Annotated in this window: 15 protein-coding genes and 6 tRNA genes; 14 read left to right on the plus strand and 7 right to left on the minus strand. The window is 54.4% G+C overall.

Features of this window, described 5'->3' with window-relative positions:
* Positions 1 to 73: 73 nt before the first annotated feature.
* Positions 74 to 1,141, minus strand: coding sequence for a 6-bladed beta-propeller (locus tag Pla22_RS08910; RefSeq protein ID WP_207310318.1), 1,068 nt, complete (start codon positions 1,139 to 1,141; stop codon positions 74 to 76).
* Between the two features lie 312 nt (positions 1,142 to 1,453).
* Here Pla22_RS08910 and Pla22_RS08915 point away from each other — a divergent pair, with 312 nt between their 5' ends.
* The gene (locus Pla22_RS08915; protein ID WP_146514305.1) at positions 1,454 to 2,293 is read left to right on the plus strand and encodes a hypothetical protein; all 840 of its coding nucleotides are present in this window, start codon (positions 1,454 to 1,456) and stop codon (positions 2,291 to 2,293) included.
* 136 nt (positions 2,294 to 2,429) lie between these two features.
* On the opposite strand, the gene Pla22_RS08920 is transcribed toward Pla22_RS08915, so the two are convergent.
* The 3 genes from Pla22_RS08920 to Pla22_RS08930 form a co-directional block, all read right to left on the minus strand.
* Complete coding sequence (locus tag Pla22_RS08920; RefSeq protein WP_146514306.1) at positions 2,430 to 3,287, minus strand: fumarylacetoacetate hydrolase family protein; 858 nt, start codon at positions 3,285 to 3,287, stop codon at positions 2,430 to 2,432.
* Positions 3,288 to 3,316: 29 nt separating this feature from the next.
* A complete protein-coding gene (locus Pla22_RS08925) occupies positions 3,317 to 4,081 on the minus strand; it encodes an SDR family NAD(P)-dependent oxidoreductase (protein ID WP_146514307.1) in 765 nt (254 codons plus the stop codon).
* Positions 4,082 to 4,121: 40 nt separating this feature from the next.
* Positions 4,122 to 4,195 (minus strand) — tRNA-Arg (locus Pla22_RS08930).
* Positions 4,196 to 4,529: 334 nt separating this feature from the next.
* On the opposite strand from Pla22_RS08930, the gene Pla22_RS08935 reads away from it, so the two are divergent.
* The 11 genes from Pla22_RS08935 to rplK all read left to right on the plus strand — a co-directional run bounded on the left by Pla22_RS08935 (position 4,530) and on the right by rplK (position 12,015).
* On the plus strand, positions 4,530 to 6,404 hold the full coding sequence (locus tag Pla22_RS08935) for a hypothetical protein (RefSeq protein ID WP_146514308.1): 1,875 nt from the start codon (positions 4,530 to 4,532) through the stop codon (positions 6,402 to 6,404).
* A 21-nt stretch (positions 6,405 to 6,425) separates the two neighbouring features.
* Complete coding sequence (locus Pla22_RS08940) at positions 6,426 to 7,406, plus strand: serine/threonine protein kinase (RefSeq protein ID WP_146514309.1); 981 nt, start codon at positions 6,426 to 6,428, stop codon at positions 7,404 to 7,406.
* Positions 7,407 to 7,783: 377 nt separating this feature from the next.
* Positions 7,784 to 7,856: transfer RNA gene (locus Pla22_RS08945), tRNA-Thr, on the plus strand.
* Between the two features lie 117 nt (positions 7,857 to 7,973).
* A tRNA-Tyr gene (locus Pla22_RS08950) sits at positions 7,974 to 8,055 on the plus strand.
* Between the two features lie 90 nt (positions 8,056 to 8,145).
* Positions 8,146 to 8,216 (plus strand) — tRNA-Gly (locus tag Pla22_RS08955).
* Between the two features lie 94 nt (positions 8,217 to 8,310).
* Positions 8,311 to 8,382, plus strand: a tRNA-Thr gene (locus Pla22_RS08960).
* A gap of 261 nt (positions 8,383 to 8,643) precedes the next feature.
* Positions 8,644 to 9,840, plus strand: coding sequence for an elongation factor Tu (tuf, locus tag Pla22_RS08965; RefSeq protein ID WP_146514310.1), 1,197 nt, complete (start codon positions 8,644 to 8,646; stop codon positions 9,838 to 9,840).
* Positions 9,841 to 10,021: 181 nt separating this feature from the next.
* Positions 10,022 to 10,094 (plus strand) — tRNA-Trp (locus tag Pla22_RS08970).
* A gap of 130 nt (positions 10,095 to 10,224) precedes the next feature.
* Complete coding sequence (secE, locus tag Pla22_RS08975; RefSeq protein WP_390620257.1) at positions 10,225 to 10,629, plus strand: preprotein translocase subunit SecE; 405 nt, start codon at positions 10,225 to 10,227, stop codon at positions 10,627 to 10,629.
* A gap of 39 nt (positions 10,630 to 10,668) precedes the next feature.
* On the plus strand, positions 10,669 to 11,484 hold the full coding sequence (gene nusG, locus Pla22_RS08980) for a transcription termination/antitermination protein NusG (RefSeq protein ID WP_242631892.1): 816 nt from the start codon (positions 10,669 to 10,671) through the stop codon (positions 11,482 to 11,484).
* A gap of 105 nt (positions 11,485 to 11,589) precedes the next feature.
* Positions 11,590 to 12,015, plus strand: coding sequence for a 50S ribosomal protein L11 (gene rplK / locus Pla22_RS08985; RefSeq protein WP_146514312.1), 426 nt, complete (start codon positions 11,590 to 11,592; stop codon positions 12,013 to 12,015).
* A 46-nt stretch (positions 12,016 to 12,061) separates the two neighbouring features.
* Here the strand turns inward: rplK and Pla22_RS08990 are convergent, their stop codons facing one another.
* Positions 12,062 to 14,320, minus strand: coding sequence for a DUF4129 domain-containing protein (locus tag Pla22_RS08990; protein WP_146514313.1), 2,259 nt, complete (start codon positions 14,318 to 14,320; stop codon positions 12,062 to 12,064).
* A 563-nt stretch (positions 14,321 to 14,883) separates the two neighbouring features.
* The gene (locus tag Pla22_RS09000; protein ID WP_146514314.1) at positions 14,884 to 15,678 is read right to left on the minus strand and encodes a DUF6690 family protein; all 795 of its coding nucleotides are present in this window, start codon (positions 15,676 to 15,678) and stop codon (positions 14,884 to 14,886) included.
* A 157-nt stretch (positions 15,679 to 15,835) separates the two neighbouring features.
* Between Pla22_RS09000 and Pla22_RS09005 the strand changes: the two genes are divergently transcribed.
* A complete protein-coding gene (locus Pla22_RS09005) occupies positions 15,836 to 17,161 on the plus strand; it encodes a class I SAM-dependent methyltransferase (RefSeq protein WP_146514315.1) in 1,326 nt (441 codons plus the stop codon).
* Here the strand turns inward: Pla22_RS09005 and Pla22_RS09010 are convergent.
* Positions 17,123 to 18,670, minus strand: a complete 1,548-nt coding sequence (locus tag Pla22_RS09010; RefSeq protein WP_165440572.1) for a C25 family cysteine peptidase — start codon at positions 18,668 to 18,670, stop codon at positions 17,123 to 17,125. The genes Pla22_RS09005 and Pla22_RS09010 overlap by 39 nt on opposite strands.
* 125 nt (positions 18,671 to 18,795) lie before the next feature.
* On the opposite strand from Pla22_RS09010, the gene Pla22_RS09015 reads away from it, so the two are divergent.
* Positions 18,796 to 20,676 carry a hypothetical protein gene (locus Pla22_RS09015; protein WP_146514317.1) on the plus strand — a complete coding sequence of 627 codons (1,881 nt, stop codon included), beginning with the start codon at positions 18,796 to 18,798 and terminating at the stop codon, positions 20,674 to 20,676.
* Positions 20,677 to 20,721: the final 45 nt, after the last annotated feature.

Raw genomic sequence — 20,721 nt, forward strand, 5'->3', positions numbered from 1 at the left:
CGTTGGGGGCTCAAATTTTTTAGGTCGGAACGCAAAAAATAGAAGCTTTGCTTCATTTTTTCTTGTTCAAAACCTACAAACCGGCAACGTTTACCCTGCGGAGCTTCATAATCCGTCCCGCGATGTTCCAGTCTTGCACGTAGAGATTGCCTTCGGCATCCCACTGTGACCCATGCGTTCCGCTGAAAATCCCTTCGATCCATTGCGATTGGGGGATCGCGAATTTGCGGCCTAGGGCTGGGTTCGGGTTGTAGCCCAAAACGGACATGATTGAGTTGTTCTTATCCAGGATGACGACGCGCCCGGCCAAGTCAGGGACGCTGACATAATCACCCTGAATGGATACCGATGTGGGCATGCCCAATCCCGTGATCACTTCCTCGATGAAGTTACCGTCAAGGTCGTAGTGAACTAGTCGTCCTTTGGGTTGGTGATTGCGATCGCAGATGAGCAAACGATTGGGTTCGTATCGCGTATCGAGCGTCATTCCATGAGCGGTGTTGAATTGCTTCATGCCGTTTCCTTTTTCGCCGAAGTGCGAAAGGTACTTGCCGGTTTTGTCGTACTTAAAGATGTGGTTGCTTCCATAGCCATCGGACAAGTAGATGTTGCCGTCGTCGTCCACCGTAATCGCGGTCGGGTTGAACGCTTCGATGGTCAGGCCGGATTCGTCTGGAAAGGGAAGTTTCAAAACAACTTCGCCAGTCCGGGCATTGAACTTCATTCCTTCTGCGTTTTCGTTTCGCGCAGCGTAGATGTACTCGGTACCGTTCTCGTTTCGTAATTCCATATCGTGCATCTGTGAATAGTCTGGACCGAGATGCGAGTGGATCACTTTTCCTTCAGGTGAGAATACAAATACGCCCGCCTTCGCACTCGTGTAGATGTTGCCGTCCTTGTCAATTACCACCGCACCGTGAGTCGGCCCAATGGCCGAGTTGCCATCAGGTCGCAGGCCCCATCCAGGCACTGTGTCAAAAGTCATGATGCCTGCACCCATGCGGACCGGTGCTGTCGATACCTTGGCTGTTGACTCTTTGGTGCGTGTTCCCACCGACTCATCCGCGGATGCGGTCGGACGGTACGGTGCAGTCAAAAACAATAATGCGATGGTGGTGATAAAGGTTAGTTGATGATTCATTGGTTCCAGGTTGCCTTATCAAATTTAAGAGAGTGATCGGGGACGCCTTAAGATAGTCGATTGCGAACTTCGGCACCGGCTTGAAGCGAGCTTTTGAACACTTCGAACGATGCGACGGTCGTTCGTTCGGGCTCGCTTGATAGGTAATGTTCAGTGAGAATCAAAAGGTGGGGCTGAGGGGTTAGGGTCAAGGGATTGGTTGGCTATTGGGCGAAGCGGATGGTGTTGGCTGCGGTTTTGCCGTCGATAGTATCCCCGGTTATGCTGGGCTTTATGTTCATCCAAAGGGCTTCTCGTATACCTACCTTTTTCGTGATTGCATTCGTTGTGGCGATTGCGATGCCGCGTGTCGGCATCGGTCAGGACGGCAAGAGTTTGTTTCCGATCGAGCTTGAGCGATGGCAGAAGTCTGAGCCTGAGTTAGCTCGAGGACTGGTTGAAGCGGATCGGTTGAGGCTGAAGCTGTTATTGCCAGGCAACGATGGCGTGTGCTGTGCGACTCGCATTTGCCAAGTTATCAACAGTTTACAGCAGCAATGTCGAGCAACCGCATTTCCAGGAAAGTCAATCGCGACGTTTGAAGTGACGCCGGAGCGATTGCTGGGGCAGTTGCGTGGCGAGCAGTCGATCGACAAGGCAGCGTTCGATGCGTTCAGCGGGAAATGGTTCGGCAATTGGGATGGGTCCGACGTGAATCACGATTGGCGACCGGCCTTATCCTTCGCTCCGCCACGTGTCTTAGGCGAAGGGGCGCTAGCCATTCAGAGCCTGCAGTACGCGTGGATCGGCAATGGCTTTGGGTGGAACTATGTCGCCTGCGAAAAGAGCGATCCGTCACGCCACTATGTCTTGGGGATGGTCTACTACTTTGCTGGTCCCAATTATCGCGACATCGTGAGTGAGGCGGCTCACGTTGGTTTTGTGGACGGGCCTAGTCGGCTTGTTTGGATGACCGAGTCGAGCGTTTATCTTGAGGAGGCGTTTGTCGACGAAGGTTGTTCACCGCACTACGTTATCACGGCATTACGGCATGACTTGCTGGGCAGCGAAATGAAGGTTTCGCCCAACGTCGTTCAGGCAACTTACACGCGAGACTCAGGCACGCGTCCGGCGTTCTTGAAATTTTCGTGGAAGCCAGATCGCTTGCCATAAGAACTCGCCACGGAAACTTCCCGTTGCAATTGGGGAGGTCGTCTCGGTGCGATTGCAGCCTTGGTGTCGCCATCACCATTGGTCGCACCGACGGTTGAGCGTCGTTTGAAGTGATCGCGAGTGTTGAGTACTGGGATTACTCTTCTTGAACAGCCGTTTGTTTTTGAACGCCAAGACCTTCGATGCCCAGTTCAATCACATCACCTGCCTTCAAGAACTCCGGTGGTTTCAATCCAAGTCCCACGCCTGCTGGCGTTCCGGTTGAAATCACATCGCCTGGAAGGAGCGTCATGAATTGGCTGACGTAACTAACGACTTCTTTAATGCCAAAGATGAAATCGCTGGTGTTGGAATCCTGGAGTGTTTGGCCGTTTCGTTTCAGCCACAAATGCAAATTGTCTGGGTTGGGGACTTCGTCAGCCGTTGCCATAAACGGTCCAAATGGTGCATAGGTATCCGCTGACTTTCCTTTGACCCATTGGCCCCCTCGTTCAAGCTGCCAATGGCGTTCGGAGTAATCGTTGTGGATTGCGTATCCCGCTACATGATTCATCGCATCGTCAATGGAAACATACTTCGCCCGCTTTCCGATCACAAAGGCAAGTTCAACTTCCCAGTCCGACTTCAGTGAGCCTCGTGGGATGACCACTGGGTCGTTCGGTCCACTCCAAGCAGTGGTCGCTTTGAAAAACAGTACCGGTTCGGTGGGGGCGTCCATGCCGGATTCGGCGGCGTGCTTAGCGTAGTTGAGTCCAATGCAAACGATTTTCGATGGTCGCGCAATCGCAGGTGCAAGCCGAACATCGTTCACGTCATGCGAAGGTAAGCTCGAACCGTTCGTGGCAACAAAGTCCGTCAACCGGGCCAGGCCATCGCCGGCGAAGAAATCTTCGTTCCAGTCTTGGCCAAACGAAGAGCAATCCAATAGCGTTTGCTCATCGGCGAAAACGGCGGGAGCGATACCGGCGTCGTTGTGGAATCGTGTCAGTTTCATGAGAGTCGATCTGGTTAGCGTAGAGAATATTAGCGAAGCAGCGTGAAGCCGCCGTCGATGTCGTAGGCGCTTCCCGTGATGAAGCTCGCTTCATCGGAGCAAAGGAAAGCCGCCAGCCCAGCGATCTCGGAAGGTTCGCCCATTCGCCCAATCGGTTGAGCCTTGGCCAGCTTTTCTTCCATCGCCGGTCGTTCTTCATCCGAGTAAGAGTTCTTCAGGAACCCTTCGACGAACGGAGTTCGGACACGGGCCGGGCAAATGCAATTCGCGCGAATGCCCTTGTCAACGTAGTCCCTGGCAACCGAGAGCGTCATGGTCAGTACGGCACCCTTGGACATCGAGTAGGCAAAGCGATCAGGGATCGCGACTTTGCTGACTACCGACGCGAGGCTAAGCACCACTCCACCGCCGGATTCCAACATCTTGGGGATAGCGAAATAGAGGCAGTGGTAAACGCCTTTAACGTTGACGCGATAGACTCGGTCAAGTTCATCTGGCGTGCAAGCTTCGAGGTTACCAATGGAAGCGATGCCCGCATTGTTAACAAGAATATCGACCTGTGGGATCTGGTCGAACGCATCACGTACCGATTCAGTGGACCCGACATCCGTGACAATGTACTTCGCGTTTCCGCCGCTTGCGCGAATTGATTCGACTGTTTCCGCGGCGGTTTCTTCGCTGTAGTCAAGGATCACCACGTGATGACCATCACTTGCTAGACGCGAGGAAATTGCTTGGCCGATGCCAGCACCACCGCCAGTAACTATGGCGGTCTTAACTTTTGATTGATGCATTGGATTTGAAAAACGCGAGGTGCACAGCCACGTAAAGCAGCACGCCCAGTAGGATTCGAACCTACGACCTACGGATTAGAAGTCCGTTGCTCTATCCAGCTGAGCTATGGGCGCGAGAATGAATGGGAGGCAACAGTCTAGCTCAGTCGAGGCTCGTCGCGAAGCCTTGCAGGGTTCCTTCATCTTAACTCATTTTTTAGACCGTTTTCTGGTCCAGCTTCACGTGATCGAAATACACTTCGGGAGTCCCATGAAAACTTCCGGTGAAGCGGAAAGCGCTAGCCGATTGAACGATCTATAAACGACGATTCGAACGAGTTGACCGTTCGGGATTAAGTCCTCGGCGCCGGCTCGATTAGCAAACTTCTTTTCTTTGTGTGGCGACGCCGGAATCGTGAGCGAGTCCAGGTTGCGTTGTCATGCGTCCTCGGTTTGCAAGGAGTTCTTCATGAATGGCGAGCATGATGGCGTGGAATCTGGTAGCCCAATGCCTGGCAATCGAGACTTGGGCGAACAAGCTTCGGGCGAGCAAGCTTCGGGTGAGCAAGCTTCGGGTGAGCAAGCTTCGGGCGAACAAGCTTTGAGTGATGTGCCACCTCAAGACGGTGCGGTGTCACCGTCTAAGCCCAGAGTTGACGATTCGGAGCGACCCACGCTCGGTCGTTTTCTTTACACTCACAATCCGTTCTATCTGATTAGCTGCTTCTTGGTCATCTATGGGCTGCAGGGATGGGCCGTTCGAGGCGAAGATCTTTGGCTCAAGTCAGCGTCGATGGCGGGTGGCTTGGTCGCTTACACGTTGCTGATGATGGTGACCTGCATTGCGGTTGTGCGTTGGGGGAAGGTTTGGGAAGACGCTCGCTCGATTTTTTTGGTAGTGCTTATTGGGGTCACCGCTCTGTCGATCAGCTATGACGAGCTGTGTATGTTCAATCCTGGGTTAGCGCTCGCAATGGCAGTCGCGTGCGGGCTGTTCAGCATCATGGTTTGCGAGTCAGTAATGCGAGGTTGTCGATTGCGATTGTCGCGATGGTATCGCACGGCGTTGTATGCAATGTTGGCTGTGTTCTTCATCTCGCCGGTTGCTTTCGGGGCGGCGTTGCACAATCGCTTAGATGACTATGCGAACTCGGGTGCAATTGTTTTCTCGTTTGCTATGGGGGCGGCAATGTTGTTCTTGGTGCCGACGGTGCGCAAGGGGCAGGCATCGGCTGGTATCAATGACGCTCCCTGGCGTTGGCCTTGGTATCCGCTTTCTGCGTTTGGCCTATTGGTTGTGCTCGCTGGCATTCGATCGCATGCCATTTGGATGTCGTTTGGGTTTCGAGGGTCACCGGTGGTATTCGAGCCAATTTTGTTGATGCCGATGATGGCGTCGTGCATCTTGCTGCTGGCTGAAGCAGGGCTTGGTCAGCAGCGCGAGAAATGGGTGCGGGTTGCATTGTTGTCAACGCCGCTGTTGTTGCTGATGGGGCTTTCACGCCAGGGGATGACAAACTTGCCGATGCAGAGCGATTTGCACTACTGGGTTGGTTCCGGTTGGACATTGGCCTTGTTGGTAGTGCTGGCGATCTACGCATGCTTGACGCTGCGCAGAGTACGGTTTGCCGAATTTGGAATCCCCGGGGTGCTGTTGCTCTCCAGTGCAACGGCAAGAATGCCAGGCGTGTTGGAGCCACTGGGTTTGGAGTATTGGATGCTGGCTGCGGCAGCGGTGCTTGTGTCGCTTTCGATGGTGCTTCGTCATCGAGATAGCGATTGGTTGTGGTCGCTTTGGGCTGCGATGGTCACCATGGCGATTGCGATGGCAGGTCGAGCATATGGGCTCGATCGCGAGGGCTACTTGGCTTCATCGCTTTTCGCGATCGGATCCATGATGGTCATCGGAGCATGTTTTGAAACGTCGCTGGGGCAATGCCTAAGAGTGGTCGCTGCGGTGGGGTTTGTGATAGCCGCTGGGATGGCTTCCTATCGTTGGGAACGAATTGGCGACGTATCGAGTGCGGTGCTCGTGCTGCTTTTCTGTGGAGCAGTGGCATCCGCCTACGCGTTCTGGATCAAGCGATGGGGATGGTTCTGCGTAACGGGGGTGCAGGTGATGGTATTCGTGATGATGGTGAGTTGGTCGGGCTATCGATCGGGAAGATTTAGAGAGGTCAATTGGCCAATTTCTTCCGGGTTGGCCTGCTTTGGCGTCGGCGTGGCGATCACCACGTCCAAAACTGCATTCTACGACCGCTTGAAGCGTTGGAGGCAGGTAGAGCGAGGGCGGGCAGACGGAAGCGGTGAAGCTGGCGAGTCCTCGTTCCTCTTCGGTTTGTAGTGCCGTACAATGAAGGCACCTATGTCAGAGTCACCCATCATACTGTCAGCCACCGACGCTGATCTGCCGCGCAACATCCCGTCGGGGATTGGTCGCTACACGGGCTTTCGCGATATGGCCCGTGGTGGCAGTGCGAGGTTGCGTTCCTGTTACGATCGGGTGACCGGGCGGACTGTTGTGATCAAATCGTTGTTACCGGAGTCGCTGCTGGACCGCAGGGAACGACGGCGATTGCTGCGTGAGGCCAGGATTACAGCCCAGTTGCAGCATCCCAACACGGTGCCCGTCTATGACATCGGTGAAGATGAGACCGAGGGGATCTACTTCGTAATGAAGCGGATCTCGGGAGAAAACCTGTTTGAAATTTTGAAGCGAATTGCCCGAGGCGATGAAGCGACCTGTCAGGCGTTTCCCATCATTCGGCGTATCGAGATCATTGCTGACGCCTGCCAAGCACTTGCCTACGCGCATGCTCGAGGCGTCATTCACCGCGATGTGAAGCCCGAGAACATTTGGGTGGGGAATTTCGGCGAAGTCATTCTGCTCGACTGGGGTGTGGCCAAGGTTTGGGGGGCCGCTGACGACGATGCGCCGATGCGGCAGAGCACGTTGCGGCCCGCTGACGAGGCGGCGGCATCGGAAGGCCATTCGCCTGGATTGTCGCTGACCAGTTTGGATCAGCGTCCCGGAACACCTCTTTATATGTCACCGGAGCAAGTGGCAGGAAAGCGAAGCATTGACGAGCGAAGCGATGTCTTCAGTGCGGGAGTGTGCTTATATGAGGTGCTGGCTATTCGAGAGCCGTTTAAGGGTGGCAACATCGAGGAAACCTTTCACAACATCCTGAATTGCCAAGTGCCTCCGCCGAGTGAGCGTTCGCCTGACGCCGGTATACCCAATTCTGCGGATCAGGTGGTGATGCGAGCGTTACAGAAAAATCCGGCTCTGCGTTATCAATCGATTCGCGAAATGGTCCACGATTTACGGGAAATCGATGTTTAGGACACGGTTGTCAGACGCGTTCGGCCGGCTTTCGGATCGAGCGTAGCGTCGATCGGGGCCGCGGCAGAGGGCTCTCGCGAAATGAAGCAGAGGGCGCTCGCGAAATGAAGCAGAGGGCTCTCGCGAAGTGATTGAACTCAAGCAGGGCTTAGCCGGTCGCTGGCTGAACCTGCGGTGCCGGGCCGGGGTCTCTGTTTTCGAGCGTTTTCAAGCCGAAAGCCGCAATTCCGTCTTGTCCCAAAACGACGGATCGCTACACTCTGCCCTTCCGGTTCGAGCGGTTAGCGACCCTGCGGTTGGCGGCCCGAGCGGTTGCTACGCCCTGACGGCACTGTTTTGTGCCAAGATGGCGGCTCGCGAAACGCTTGTCGGAATTGGCCAGTGTAGCTCAGTTGGTAGAGCTGCTGATTTGTAATCAGCAGGTCGTGGGTTCGAGTCCCTCCGCTGGCTCCTCAAACTGAGGTTGCAACGGTTCATTCGCTAGGATGAACGGGAGCAGGTTGATAGCACCACAGAAATTAGGGATAAGAAAGAATCAGTTGAACTGAATCGAACAGAACAAAACTTGGGGGTTTGTCCGAGTGGTTAAAGGAGACGGACTGTAAATCCGTTCGCTATGCGTACACAGGTTCGAATCCTGTAGCCCCCACTTAGAAATTTTGAAGTCAAAAGAGTCGAGCATGAAGGTTTCCCCCTTCGGTTTTCTGCTCTTCGGACTTCCGTCGCGGGTATTTCCGTCGCGGGTGTAGCACAATGGTAGTGCAGCAGCCTTCCAAGCTGAATACGAGGGTTCGATTCCCTTCACCCGCTTTAGTAGGTTTTAGGCATTGTTGAAATGGGTTTGGTTGCGCGAGCGTTCGCGTTTTCCAAGGATTCATTTCGCCGCGTCTAGGGCTTGCTTCCCGCTGCTGTAGCTCAGTGGTAGAGCACTTCCTTGGTAAGGAAGAGGTCATGGGTTCAAGTCCCATCAGCAGCTTTTGGAACTCATTGGGATTGGCTGGCAACCCGGGCTCTGTGGCCCATTGTCGGTTGGCCTGATGAATGACAAACTGACAACTTCGTTTCGATACTTGATTTAAGCGAGCTTGACTCGTGCGGCCAAGACGCCGTCGAACCACCGCGGGTGTGAAACGCGGTCGATATCGTTTTGGGCTGGTGGGAGCGTATCTCCTTCCCAGTAGTGGCACAGTCTCGCCAATAAAAAGACCCACATGATCTGTGGTGCAGGTGATTTAGAATGGCTAAGGCAAAATTTGAACGGGTCAAACCTCACGTCAACGTCGGTACCATTGGCCACATTGACCACGGTAAAACGACCACAACCGGAGCGATCCTCGCAGTGCAAGCCGCTAAGGGTTTGGCTGAGATGAAGAGCTACGCCGATATCGCCAAGGGCGGTACCGTGCGGGACGCGACCAAGACCGTGACCATCGCCGTGGCTCACGTTGAATACAACACTGAAAAGCGTCACTACGCTCACATCGACTGCCCAGGCCACGCTGACTTCGTGAAGAACATGATCACGGGTGCGGCACAAATGGACGGTGCTATCCTCGTCGTTTCGGCTGCGGATGGTCCAATGCCACAAACCAAGGAGCACGTGCTTCTTGCTCGTCAGGTTGGTGTGCCATACATCGTTGTTTACCTCAACAAGTGTGACCTCGTCGACGACGAAGAACTGCTTGAGTTGGTTGAATTGGAAGCTCGTGAGTTGCTTTCGAAGTACGACTTCCCTGGCGACGACGTTCCTGTCGTACGTGGATCATCGCTTCCTGCTTACAACTCCCCTGCCGATCCAGAAGCCAGCAAGTGCATCAGCGACTTGATGGACGCACTCGACGAATTCATTCCTGATCCTGTTCGCGAAGAAGACAAGCCATTCTTGATGGCGATCGAAGACGTCTTCTCGATCGAAGGTCGTGGAACGGTTGCAACGGGTCGTATCGAACGTGGTGTGGTTAAGGTTGGTGAAGAAGTCGAGATCATTGGTCTTGGCCCGAACCCACAAAAGACGACCTGCACCGGTGTTGAAATGTTCCGCAAGGAAATGACCGAAGGTCACGCTGGCGACAACGTTGGTTGCTTGCTTCGTGGTATCCGTCGTGAAGACATCCAACGTGGTCAAGTGCTCGCTAAGCCAGGCAGCATCAAACCACACATGAAGTTCGAAGCTGAGGTTTACTGCCTAAGCAAGGACGAAGGCGGACGTCACACGCCGTTCTTCTCCGGCTACCGTCCTCAGTTCTACTTCCGAACCACCGACGTGACCGGAACCGCCAACTTGGTAGGTGCTGAAATGTGCATGCCTGGTGACAACGTGAAAGTAACTGTTGAGCTTCACAAGCCAATCGCGATGGACGACGGCGTTCGTTTCGCGATTCGCGAAGGCGGCCGAACCGTTGGTTCGGGCGTGGTAACGAAGATCGTCGAGTAAAAGAAAACGTGGAGATCCCGGTGGTTTAAGGCCACCGGGTCTCTGCATACTGAATCATTGGGAACCTCGGGTAGCACTGTTTTTTGCCACCTGAGGTTTCGGTGATTCCCAAGGGAGCCTTTTGTGGGTCGAATAAAGATGAGCGAAAGCTTGCTTATTGGCTTACGTTTGGTTCACTCTCAGGGGTGTAGCTCAATTGGCAGAGCACTGGTTTCCAAAACCAGCGGTTGCGGGTTCAAGTCCCTCCGCCCCTGCTTAAATTAACCATTACGAATACTCGCCGGTCAAGGATTGACCCCAGCGTGACTGAATTACTCAAGTAGGAGCCGTCCGGTGTCCCGAGACATTGCACAAACCAACAGCACGAGTGCTAGTTCGCCATTGATGAGCGAACTGTTCCATGCTGCCGTATACAAGCCCAACCAAGGACGCATTGTTCGCCAATTGACGGCACTGGCGATCTGGGTCGTGGTTGCCTTGGCTTGTTGGTCGCTTTACGGGACCCTGCGAGGGGCGATGGAGGCGAGTTCGCCAGTCATCTTCGCAGTTCCCCTGGTATTGCTGGCCGCTGGCTTGTGGTTTGGTTTTCGAGTGGTGAATTGGCCGCGATTTGCGGACTTTTTGATCGCTGTGGAAGCCGAGATGAACAAGGTCACTTGGCCAAGCAAAGACGAACTCAAGCGAGCCTCCGTGGTGGTGATCTTCACGATCTTCTTCCTCGCGGTGGCCTTGTTTATGTTTGACGTGGTTTGGCAAGCCATTTTCAATTGGATTGGTGTGACTTCCTAGTCCCGCAAAATCACGCATTTTAATACCACTGGTTTACCGGTGATTTCTTTGACTCAAGCTGACACATTGAACGACTCCATGGCACCGGACGAATCGAACCCCGACGAACTGCCGGTTGACGCCGACGAAACGGCCGCAGCCGAAGAGGCCGTAGTGGCTCAACAGGACGCCGAAGATGTGGATGCACCCGCATCCAAGCCTGCTCCACCCCCGGCCGCGCCTCCGCCTGCTGCACAATCCGTTGCAGTCGAAGAGCCAAAGGACACGGTTCGTCCTATCAAGCTCGACGGTAGCCCCGACATGGGCGAAGCTCCGGCGATGGATTGGTACATCTTGAAGGTCGCGTTCAATCGCGAAGACTCAATTGCAGATGCCCTTCGCAAAAAAGTGAAGATGGAAGGCATGGGCGAGTACTTCGGCGAAATTGTCGTTCCTACCGAAGATGTTGCCACGTTCACGCGAGACGGCAAACGACGGATTACCAAACGCAAACTTTTGCCTGGCTACATCATGGTCAATATGTTGATCAACGATGACACATGGTTCTTGGTTCGCGAAACCGGTGGTATCAGCGATTTCACTGGTGCGGCGGGTAAGCCAATGCCCATGGAGCCATCAGACATCGATCGCTTTATTAATCGTCCGATTGATGAGGATGAAGAAGAAGCACCGATCAAGATCGGCATTCCGTTCAAGGTCGGTGACCGCGTACGCGTCAAGGAAGGTAATTTCGAAAACCAAGAGGGCGATGTGGATACCGTGGATGAAGCCAATGGCCGCATCACCGTGATCATCAATATTTTCGGCCGCAGTGTTCCGATGGAACTCGATCACTGGCAAGTCGAACCCCTGTAACGAGAATTCGGATGTAAGGTGTTCGGTTGGAAAACCAAACCGTTACCAACGCATCGCTTCCTCCTGAATCTAATTCCTACAACCTAACTCCTAAAACCAACTTCAATGGCTAAACAAGTTTCCGGCGTTGCCAAGTTTCAAATTCCTGGTGGCGCAGCGACCCCCGCTCCTCCCGTCGGTACCGCACTGGGTAAGTATGGTGTGAACCTTGGGCAATTCGTATCCGCATTCAACGACCGCACCAAGGAATACAACGGCACGCCGATTCCTGTGATCGTGACGGTCTACAATGACCGTAGCTTCGAGTTTGTCACCAAGAGCCCGCCTGCTGCTTCGATGCTTAAAGCAGCCGCCAACATCGCCAAAGGCAGTGGCGTTCCTAACAAGAACAAGGTCGGCACCGTCACTCGCGCTCAATGTGAAGAAATCGCCACCAAAAAGATGGCTGACTTGAATGCACGCAGCATGGATCAGGCTGTATTGATGATCGAAGGGACAGCCCGCAGCATGGGGCTGGTTGTCGAAGGCTAGTCATTGCGGCTAGTCGCGATGGTCATCGGCAAATGCAAGCTGAGCTTTAAACGCTCGGCACGTTCTCGGGAACCGTACGCGGTTGTTGCATCACTTGCCATGCTTTTTCTGCCCAGCGGAGATCTTCTCCGCTGGCCGCGCCTTGGCCGTACACGATGCGGTTGTAGCACTCGATCACTTGGGTCGAGGATTCCGAAAGCTGCGGAAACGTGTGTTGGACTCTTCGAAGAAATTCGCTCGGAGTTTCGCCTTTTCGTCGAGGTAGGCCCGCTTCACGACACCAAGCGTCCATGGCCGAGAAGGTGATCAGTATCGCTCGCTTCGAATCAGACGGATTCATTGTAGGTTTGCGATAAGCTGAAAACGGTCGTGGCGGCGCGGTACTGACGAGGTCCAGGAACTCGTCCGTGTCTTCGGATAGCCCTTCGCTAGTGCGATCAAAGAGGCGTCGCAGCATCTCGGCGATCATATGTCGGTTAAACCATACGTAAGCGGCGACGACTCCGACCAAGATAAGCACAATCAAGCTTTTGATCATCGCTGCAATGCCTGGCAGTTGGTTCGCCAGAGATTCGACCGGATTGGCAGTCGGTTGCTTGGGTGAGGAGTTTTCAGTTGCCGCAGGATCACGGCTCTTGGATTCAGCCGATTGAGATTCGTTGGGACTCTTCTCGCCTGATTCGCGTGGCGTTGCATCAGCCTCGGATGATTCTTGCTTCGACGATTGGGATTGAGATTGGTTTGCGTCAGTTTGATCGGGGGACTTGTTAGGCTTCTGGTCGCCAGCTTCTTGGGACGGCGACTGTGGTGAATTGTCTTGCTTCTGATTTTGGCTCTTGGGCTGCGGCGTATTCGATTCAGTTTTATCCGATGAGGATTCGGCTGGTGAAGGTTCACCCGATGGCGATTTGTCTGCGGACGATTTATCTGCGGAGGATTCTTTAGCGGGCGATTGGTTTGAGGACGTTTGGGCTGGCGGCTGCGGTTGAGATTGGTTTTGCTCCGGACCACTAGACTTTGACGTTTCTGGTGTTGTCTTTCCAGGTTGTGATTGATTGGGTTGTGATTGATTGGGTTGTGATTGATTGGGTTGTGATTGATTGGGTTGTGATTGATTTGGTTGTGATTGATTTGGTTGTGATTGATTTGGTTGCGATTGATTGGGTTGCGATTGATTGGGTTGCGATTGATTGGGTTGCGAATTTCCCTTCTGTTCGCCGCCGGATTCTTTGCCCCCTTCCCCCGGATTTTGCTTGCCGCCCTGCTGTTTTCCGGACGCGCCCGTTTCTTTGTCGCCATCGCCAACATCGCCAGCTTCAGCTCCCCTCTCGGCGGTGAGACTGCCGATTTCTTTTTCTTTGTCGGATTGGTCGCCCCGAGTTGAAGCCGCGTTTTGACCGGCCTTATCGGCCCCGTCCTTGCCCCATCCGGATTGACTGGCAACCGTATCGCCCGGCGAATCAAGAAATGCGGGAAGTTCGAACGATGCCAGTAATTGTCCAGGCACGGGAACCAGGTAAGCCGTTCCCAGGATCAACGCGATCACGGCCATTCCGCCCGCGATCCAACCGACCGAAACCTGCTGAGGCATATCCGCCCCGCGTTGGCGAAGGTATCGACGCAAACCTAAGAAGCTTGTGGTGACCAGCAAAGCGAGAGCAGCAAAGAGATACGTGGCGAGCAACCATTGAGCTCGCGACCATGTGGAAGAACCGCCTCGAAGGAAGAACTGCCCGAGACCATAAAGAGGTAATGCAGCGAGTGCCAAATACAACACGCTGCGGCCGGGTTGGCCAGACTTAATTTTTCGAGATGCCGACTCAACGAGTGATTGATCCGCTTTGTCAATGATTGGTTCTTTGCGATCGGCTTCCTTCGACGTTTGCATGAACAGGCGACCTGAGTCGATTAGGCCCTGGTCGCTCGAATCAGCTTCCTCATCAATAAGCGTGCAATCGCGAACGACCCAATCCGACAGGTATGCGATCACCGCGAGTAGGATGATTGATGCCAAGGGCGAATTGACGAACCGCATCATGGACAAAAACGAGACCGCACCTAAGACAACCGCGTAGCCAAGCGAGTAAGTGCGATCCTTTTCGATTGCGACTCTAGCGATGCCCACGGTTCCAAGTGTGAACATGAGAATTGTCCACGAAACTCGCGTTGGTTGTCCGCCGCGATAGATGACCAACATCAAGAAGTTGGCCAGGCTGCTAATCATCAGATAGATCAGCAGAGGAGCCAAGGCGATGACAACGTAGTCGGTCGTTGTCTTGCTGCGACGCGACGTTAGCGGAGGCATCGTCGCCTTGGTTTGAAAAGGATCATGCGCTTTCTTCGCTTCCAGGATGCGATTTCTTCCATCGGTTCATCGCCGGTCCAATGCTGCTCATCGGCACCCACTTGCCTTTTGTCTTCATGCTCTGCAGCAAGGTTTCAGGCACTATCTTACCTTGATCGATTCGCAGCAGCAGATCTGCTTCAGAAATTGGCCCGACGCGCCGGCCTTTTCGAAGCCATCCCGTGCACATGTAGTACCATCCCGAACTCATCGCGTTACTCCCGAAAAGCAGATTTCGTGACGGTCAACTTTGTGAGCCACGTTGCCTAGGTTCATCCGAGGCGCAACGAGTCAAAGTGCATCCTGCGCAAATAGAAGCTAACCGTCCTGGAATGTGATAACGATTGCGTGTTTCGCAAGAACCATCGGGCGGTGAGCCTGATCGTCAAGGAGCACCAATCGCCAACATCCATTGTAATGTTGTTGTGAGCGACGGTGATAGAGAAATGAGGGGGCGTTGTTTCACGAAGTGCGTGGCCGAATTTTTGCCTTTCCGCCCGGTAGAGGGCCCGGGGAAATGGTGGTTACCAGCGGCCGGAATGCCGGTCGGAATCGACGATTCGCCTGGCCTCGGCACTGATGCCGTAGGGTAGGTTTGGCTGGTTTAGCTCCATAAAAACCGTGTATTTCTGATGCACAGCATCCGAATAGACGACCGGTGCGTGAGTGAGTCGTAGGAAGTGCATGGGCCGCCCGTTCCATCGTTTTGTGTAAACGCCAGCCTCAAGCGTTGGCTCACTTTGCAGGCCGTAGTCACGAGTAACGATTTGTACCATTTTCGATGGGTCGCCCGTGAACCCATGAACCGTCAAACGTTGAAGTTTTCCTCTTGAATCGAAGTAATACGTGATGGTTCCTGCCAAGTCATCAGCTCGCGTTCCCGTGACCACAGGTACGCGAAGTCCTTCGAGGTTCAGATCCGCAAGCACCGTACTGACGCGGGCAAAGTGACTTAAGACCCAACTGGGTGAAATGTCGAATCGCATCACTTGCCGCAAGTCGTCGACTTGGATGCCGGCTAGCTTCGGTGTTGCTTCAACATCTTGCGGAATCGCTCCGAGCTTTCGAGCTAAGTCTTCGTCGTAGCGGAACTGCCGGGAGTCGATCTTGCGAAGCTTCTCGACTTCATGGTGGGCGTGGTTGCCATAACCAACCATGGTCGTTCGCGATTGCCCGTTTTCATCAACGGTAACGCTTTCAACTTGAACCGTGTTCGATAGTCGCCCTAGTGTGCTGCGACCGAGGTCAGTCTCGGACGCGATGTAAGGCGTGCCCGCGGCGGCGGCGAGTAAAGCGGCGAGATGAGTTTTACGGAACATGCTCTAGTTATCGTCACTCGCGCCGCTGGTGATCGTTTGATTTTCCAGCAAGCATGTTGCCGGAACAACCGATGCTATCGAACGAGGGCGGTACCCGTTTACAATCGGCTCGATCTGTCCTTGTCAGCGCAATCCTCACCATCAGCATATTTGCTTCATGCCTTCTGTCGAACAGTCCAGCGAATTTGAACCTAGCGAATTCGAAGCCGGTGAATTCGAAGCCAGTGGATTCGAAGCCAGTGGATTCCGCAGTCGGGAATTCAGTGATGTCGTTCGCGATCTGACAACTTCTGACGCGTCTAGCGTTGCGAAAGAAAACGATTTGCGAACTCGATATGGTCCGTACTGGGCGCGCGTATTGTGCGACGTCGCATCAGCACAACCGAAGTCAATCAAAAAGTTCCCAGCACTTGCCCAGTCGGATTCTGTTTGTTGGGCTACGACGCGTTCGATTCAGCAGGCCACGTCATGGCAGGTTGCAATGATGAAGGCGAAATGGCTTGGTGACCGCAAAGTTTATGATTTGTGCTGTGGTTGTGGCGGCGATGCGTGCGCGATCGCCACTCGAGGTGACGTGGTTGCTGTGGATCGTGACCGCTTATTGGTGGAGTTTGCCCAAGCAAATCTTCGACGTTTGGCACCTTCGCATTCTGCGATAGTCCAACACGGTGACGTAGAAAAGATTTCGTTGCCTTCGGATGTGGCAGTTCACATTGATCCCGATCGGCGAACCATCGAAAACCAATCCAGCACGCGAACGGTTTCCGCGGACCATTTCCAACCCTCTTGGTCGTTCGTTCGGCGGCTGATGCTTGCGCAGCCATCAACGATCGTAAAGGTAGCTCCCGCGACGCAGGTTCAAGATGACGAAGTATCGCAAGCGATGCATCGTTGCTGGATTTCGCTATCGGGCAGCGTTCGAGAACAAGTATTGCTCGCTGGCGAATCCATCGAGGTCGCTGGTTTGAAACGCGGGTCATGTTCAGCAATTTCGATATCCGCCGATGGCGCGTCGCATCGGTTTGAGCCGAGATGTCAGGAAGTCGGCGGCGTGAAGTATGCGTCGAAGCCCCTGGTTTGGTTGATTGATCCCGATGCAGCAGTGCGCGCGGCCATGCTGACGGAAGCTTTCGCACGCCAACATGAACTGGCGGTGCTGGGCCAGTTTTCTGGCTTCCTGACTAGCGATGCGAGCAGCCTTCCGTCGGACGTACGTGCGATGGCAATTACTGGCGAAGTGTTATGGATCGGTTCGGCTGATGACCGGAAATTACGTCGCGAATTGCGAGCTCATGATTGGTTTCCGCAAACCATCAAGTGTCGTGGAGTGCAACAGGATCCGGCTCAACTGGTTCGTCGTTATCGCGAGTGTGGATCGCATCCGGTGACGTTGTGGATCGGCAAACAAGGTAAACGGGTTTACGCCGCGATTACCGATGAAGTTTCAGCGATCCGTCCCTCGGACGATCGTCTTGGCAGTTGATGACGCCCAGCCTTGTTTTCCTTCCACATGTGCTCGAATCACAAGGGGACCGCTGAAGTTTGCAGGCGGGGTTAACGACACCAGCCGATCGGTACCCTGCTGCACTTCGGCTTTGACGAGTTCAACACTTCGTTCGTTGGCGTCTCCATCGACGACTGAGCCAAGCGGATGTTCGAGAAGCAAATGCAGGGTACCGTCGATGGAACTATTGATCAACGTCTCGATTGTGCTTCCGTAATCATACCCCGGACCTACCTCAATCTTCACGTCGGACGGATGTTGAAGTGCTAATGTCGGGTCACCAATTAGGTTGTAAAGTTGGCTGTGTTCAATGCGCTCTTTCGCCAAGTCCGAACCTGCGGGACTGACCATAGCGGCCATCGCATCGATCATCATGCGTGCACCGGACTGGTCAGGGTTGGTTGCCAAACGCATGCTTTGAACGGATGCAAGCCAAGCATCACCGAGTCGTTCTTGTTTCTGGGTGTAAACCGAGTCGATCAAACCCACCGCCGCCGTTGTATTTCCATAGGGCATCGTCACGCGGCATCCCGAGATAACGCCAATGGGACCACCGGGCCGCAACCACATGCGTTCGGCAATCGAATCCTCGCTCGCGTCGATCGCTCCGGTGTAGCACGCCAGCAACAGTGCGATGGGCCAGCGTCCCGGTTCGGTTTGAAGTTTTGCGGCGCTGTTACGATCGAGTACGGGTTCGCGATTGGAAGTTTGTCCCGCTGGGACTTCGCGTTGGGCAACGTGATCCAAGTGAGTCACTTGGCCATGGCCGGCGTAAACCCAAAACCGCGAACCTGCGCGATAGTCGTTCAGAACCGTATCGGTAAAGCTTGCATTCTTGGGGAAGAACGCGTGACCCGGACTCGCAAATCGAACTCGCGTATTCGTGGATGTTGGCAGCACGCCGGTCACGATCGAACGAGTGACGGATTCGATGGTTGCGTCGACCAGTGCGCCGAACCCACCAACGCCGCCGATTAATTGGACATCATTTCGCCAAGTGCCAAAGTCTTGGCATGTTTCGTAGCAAATGACCTTCTCGATAAAGGCTTGAAGCTGTGATTCGTCATCCACGGGCAATCGACCAACCGCGACATCGGGCGTACCGTCTTGGTCAAGGTCGCCATAAGGCAGATCGGTCGCGAGCGTAGGCGTAGATCGCCAAGCGGCAGTGACGGTCGTTGGCCGGTAGTGGATTGGAACTTGTGAGTTCAGATTCGTTGGCACTCCGATCGTAGGAGCGTCCCCGACCAACATCACGTACTTCGTCGAATGATCTGCTACCGATGCGATGGCTCGCAGTGTTTCCATCGAATCAGACATCGGAGCGATGACGACGCTTCGAATACCCTGGTCGTTGCGATAGGTCAGCCAGGGTTGCAGTGATTCTTGAAAACGCGGTGGGCAAACGACGACAACCTCAGCGGCAACGCAAAGTCGTGGTGTCGCGAGCAGCAGTAAAATGGCAGTTAAAGTCAATCGAATATTCATGGCAACCATTTCCGCAGGCTAACGTTGATGCCCTTGCAGCGTCAAATCCATCTTGTGCTGTTGCCCCCGGGTTAGCTATCGCAGCACAGAGGATTTAGCTTTCCAGGTTTAGGAAGATTCCGCAGATGTTTCACGCCCACCGTTTCACCGCTCACCATTTCGTCGCTTGGTCGTTGCCGATCGTTGCTATCTTGTCCTGTACGCTCGCAAAAGCGGACGACGGCACATTGTTGCAGCCTTACTCGGTATTCGTTTCTCAGGCGGCAAGTTTCGCTCGCAGCGGACCTCGAACGGAAGACTACCGAACGGACCCCTTGCGCCACGGGCAACAGCTAGAAGTTTATGCTGAAACTCAAGACGGTTGGCTCGGGATTCGTCCACCCGAAGGCAGTTTTAGCTGGATTCCAGCAGAAGCAGTCGAAGTCGATGGCAGTGGCGATCAAGGCACCGTGGTGGAAGATGCGAGCATCGTTTGGATCGGAACGCAGTTAGGGCAAGCGCGGAAATATGGCTGGCAGGTCCGGCTCTACGAAGGCGAGCCTGTCACAATCATCGGGCGATCCGAGCGAGATGGCCCCGATGGTCCTCAGTTGTGGTATCGAATCGTGCCACCCTCCGGCGAGTTCCGGTTCGTCCACCGCAGCGAGATCGTGCGTACGGCAGAGGATCTTGTCGCGAGCATCAAGCCGGTAAGCATGGCCGAATCGGGTCGAAACATTCCGGCTGGTCCAACCGGGCCCACTCATATTCCCAGTCAACCAAGTAAAGAATTCGAAACCGTCGCTGCGTCCACGTCGGCAAAAAGTCGGCAACGTATCGAAGCAGATGCGAGAGCGGTTCCTGATTCAACCGTTGTTGCCAATGCAGGATCAAGTGTCCTTGATTCTGACTTGGTTCAACAAGCTTCTCACGTCGACGACTGGCAATCCAACGTGAACCGAAGCGGAAATGCTCAACCACTTCCACCGACATTGGCACAAGCCGGAGTCGCGCCGAAGTCGACACCAGGTTCAGCCGAAGAAACAAATCCCCGTCCTCGAGGATTGCTTGCGTCGGTCGCGATGTTGGGCCGTCCAAAGATTCGCGAGATCGGTGCTGCCGATACTCCCGAGGCGGTGAATGACGACAAGAGTTGGGTGGCGGGACTGACTCGGCGACTAAGCCCTAGTGCCGAGACACCTTCAGTGCCGATGACGCAGCCTTTTCAGCAAAGCTATGTTGACGAAGCCCAGGTCGCTCAAGTTTCCGGCATCGCACCGTTACCTGCACAAGAGCTCTACCCTGCTCGGGATCCGTTGCCCGCAACAACTGCATCAACGCCTCTTTCAAATATTTCTAGTCCACCTCGGCTCTCGCCCATCGGCAATCAGCCCGTGTTGCGAACCGCGCCGTCGGTATCGCCGGCTCGCGTCACCGAATTGCAACGCCAAGTCCAGGGTGCCGACCTAGCCACCATGCAGGTCCTGCTATCGCAGTTGATGGCTTCGCAAGGTTCAGCCGCTGAAGCTCGCATCATTTCCGAGACCGCTTCGTCGCTCGCTAGTCGAAGCGCCGATGCAACCACAATTCACCAAGCTCAAACCTTGGCAAGCCGTGCGAGCGATTACGCTCACTTGGCAATGCGTCGAGATGGCAATGGCGGAGTTCAGCAATTGGACGCTCCCGTCTTTCCAACGTCACCTTCATCTGCACCAAGCATGCTGCCTGTTAGCGATGTGGCGACGTCAACGCTTCCATCGGAATCGGGACCTCAGCTTGAGTCGATCTCGGGCCAATTAGTTCAAGTCTATTCGGCTCGTCCGCAAAGCCCACCTTTTGCTTTGACCGATGGGACCGGCCGTACGGTTGCCTACGTGACTCCATCGCCTGGGATCAACCTACGCATGCACCTTAACAGCCAAGTCACAGTGACGGGCGAAAAGGGATTCGTAAACGGCGTAAACCTGCCTCACGTTTTCGCGGAAAAAGCCGAACGAGTTGCCTCGTCGGGTCTTCAGTTTCGCTAGGTTGCATGGGGCCGGCATTGACGCTTTTTCATGAGGATTTGGCCA

Source organism: Rubripirellula amarantea, assembly GCF_007859865.1.
Taxonomy (GTDB): domain Bacteria; phylum Planctomycetota; class Planctomycetia; order Pirellulales; family Pirellulaceae; genus Rubripirellula; species Rubripirellula amarantea.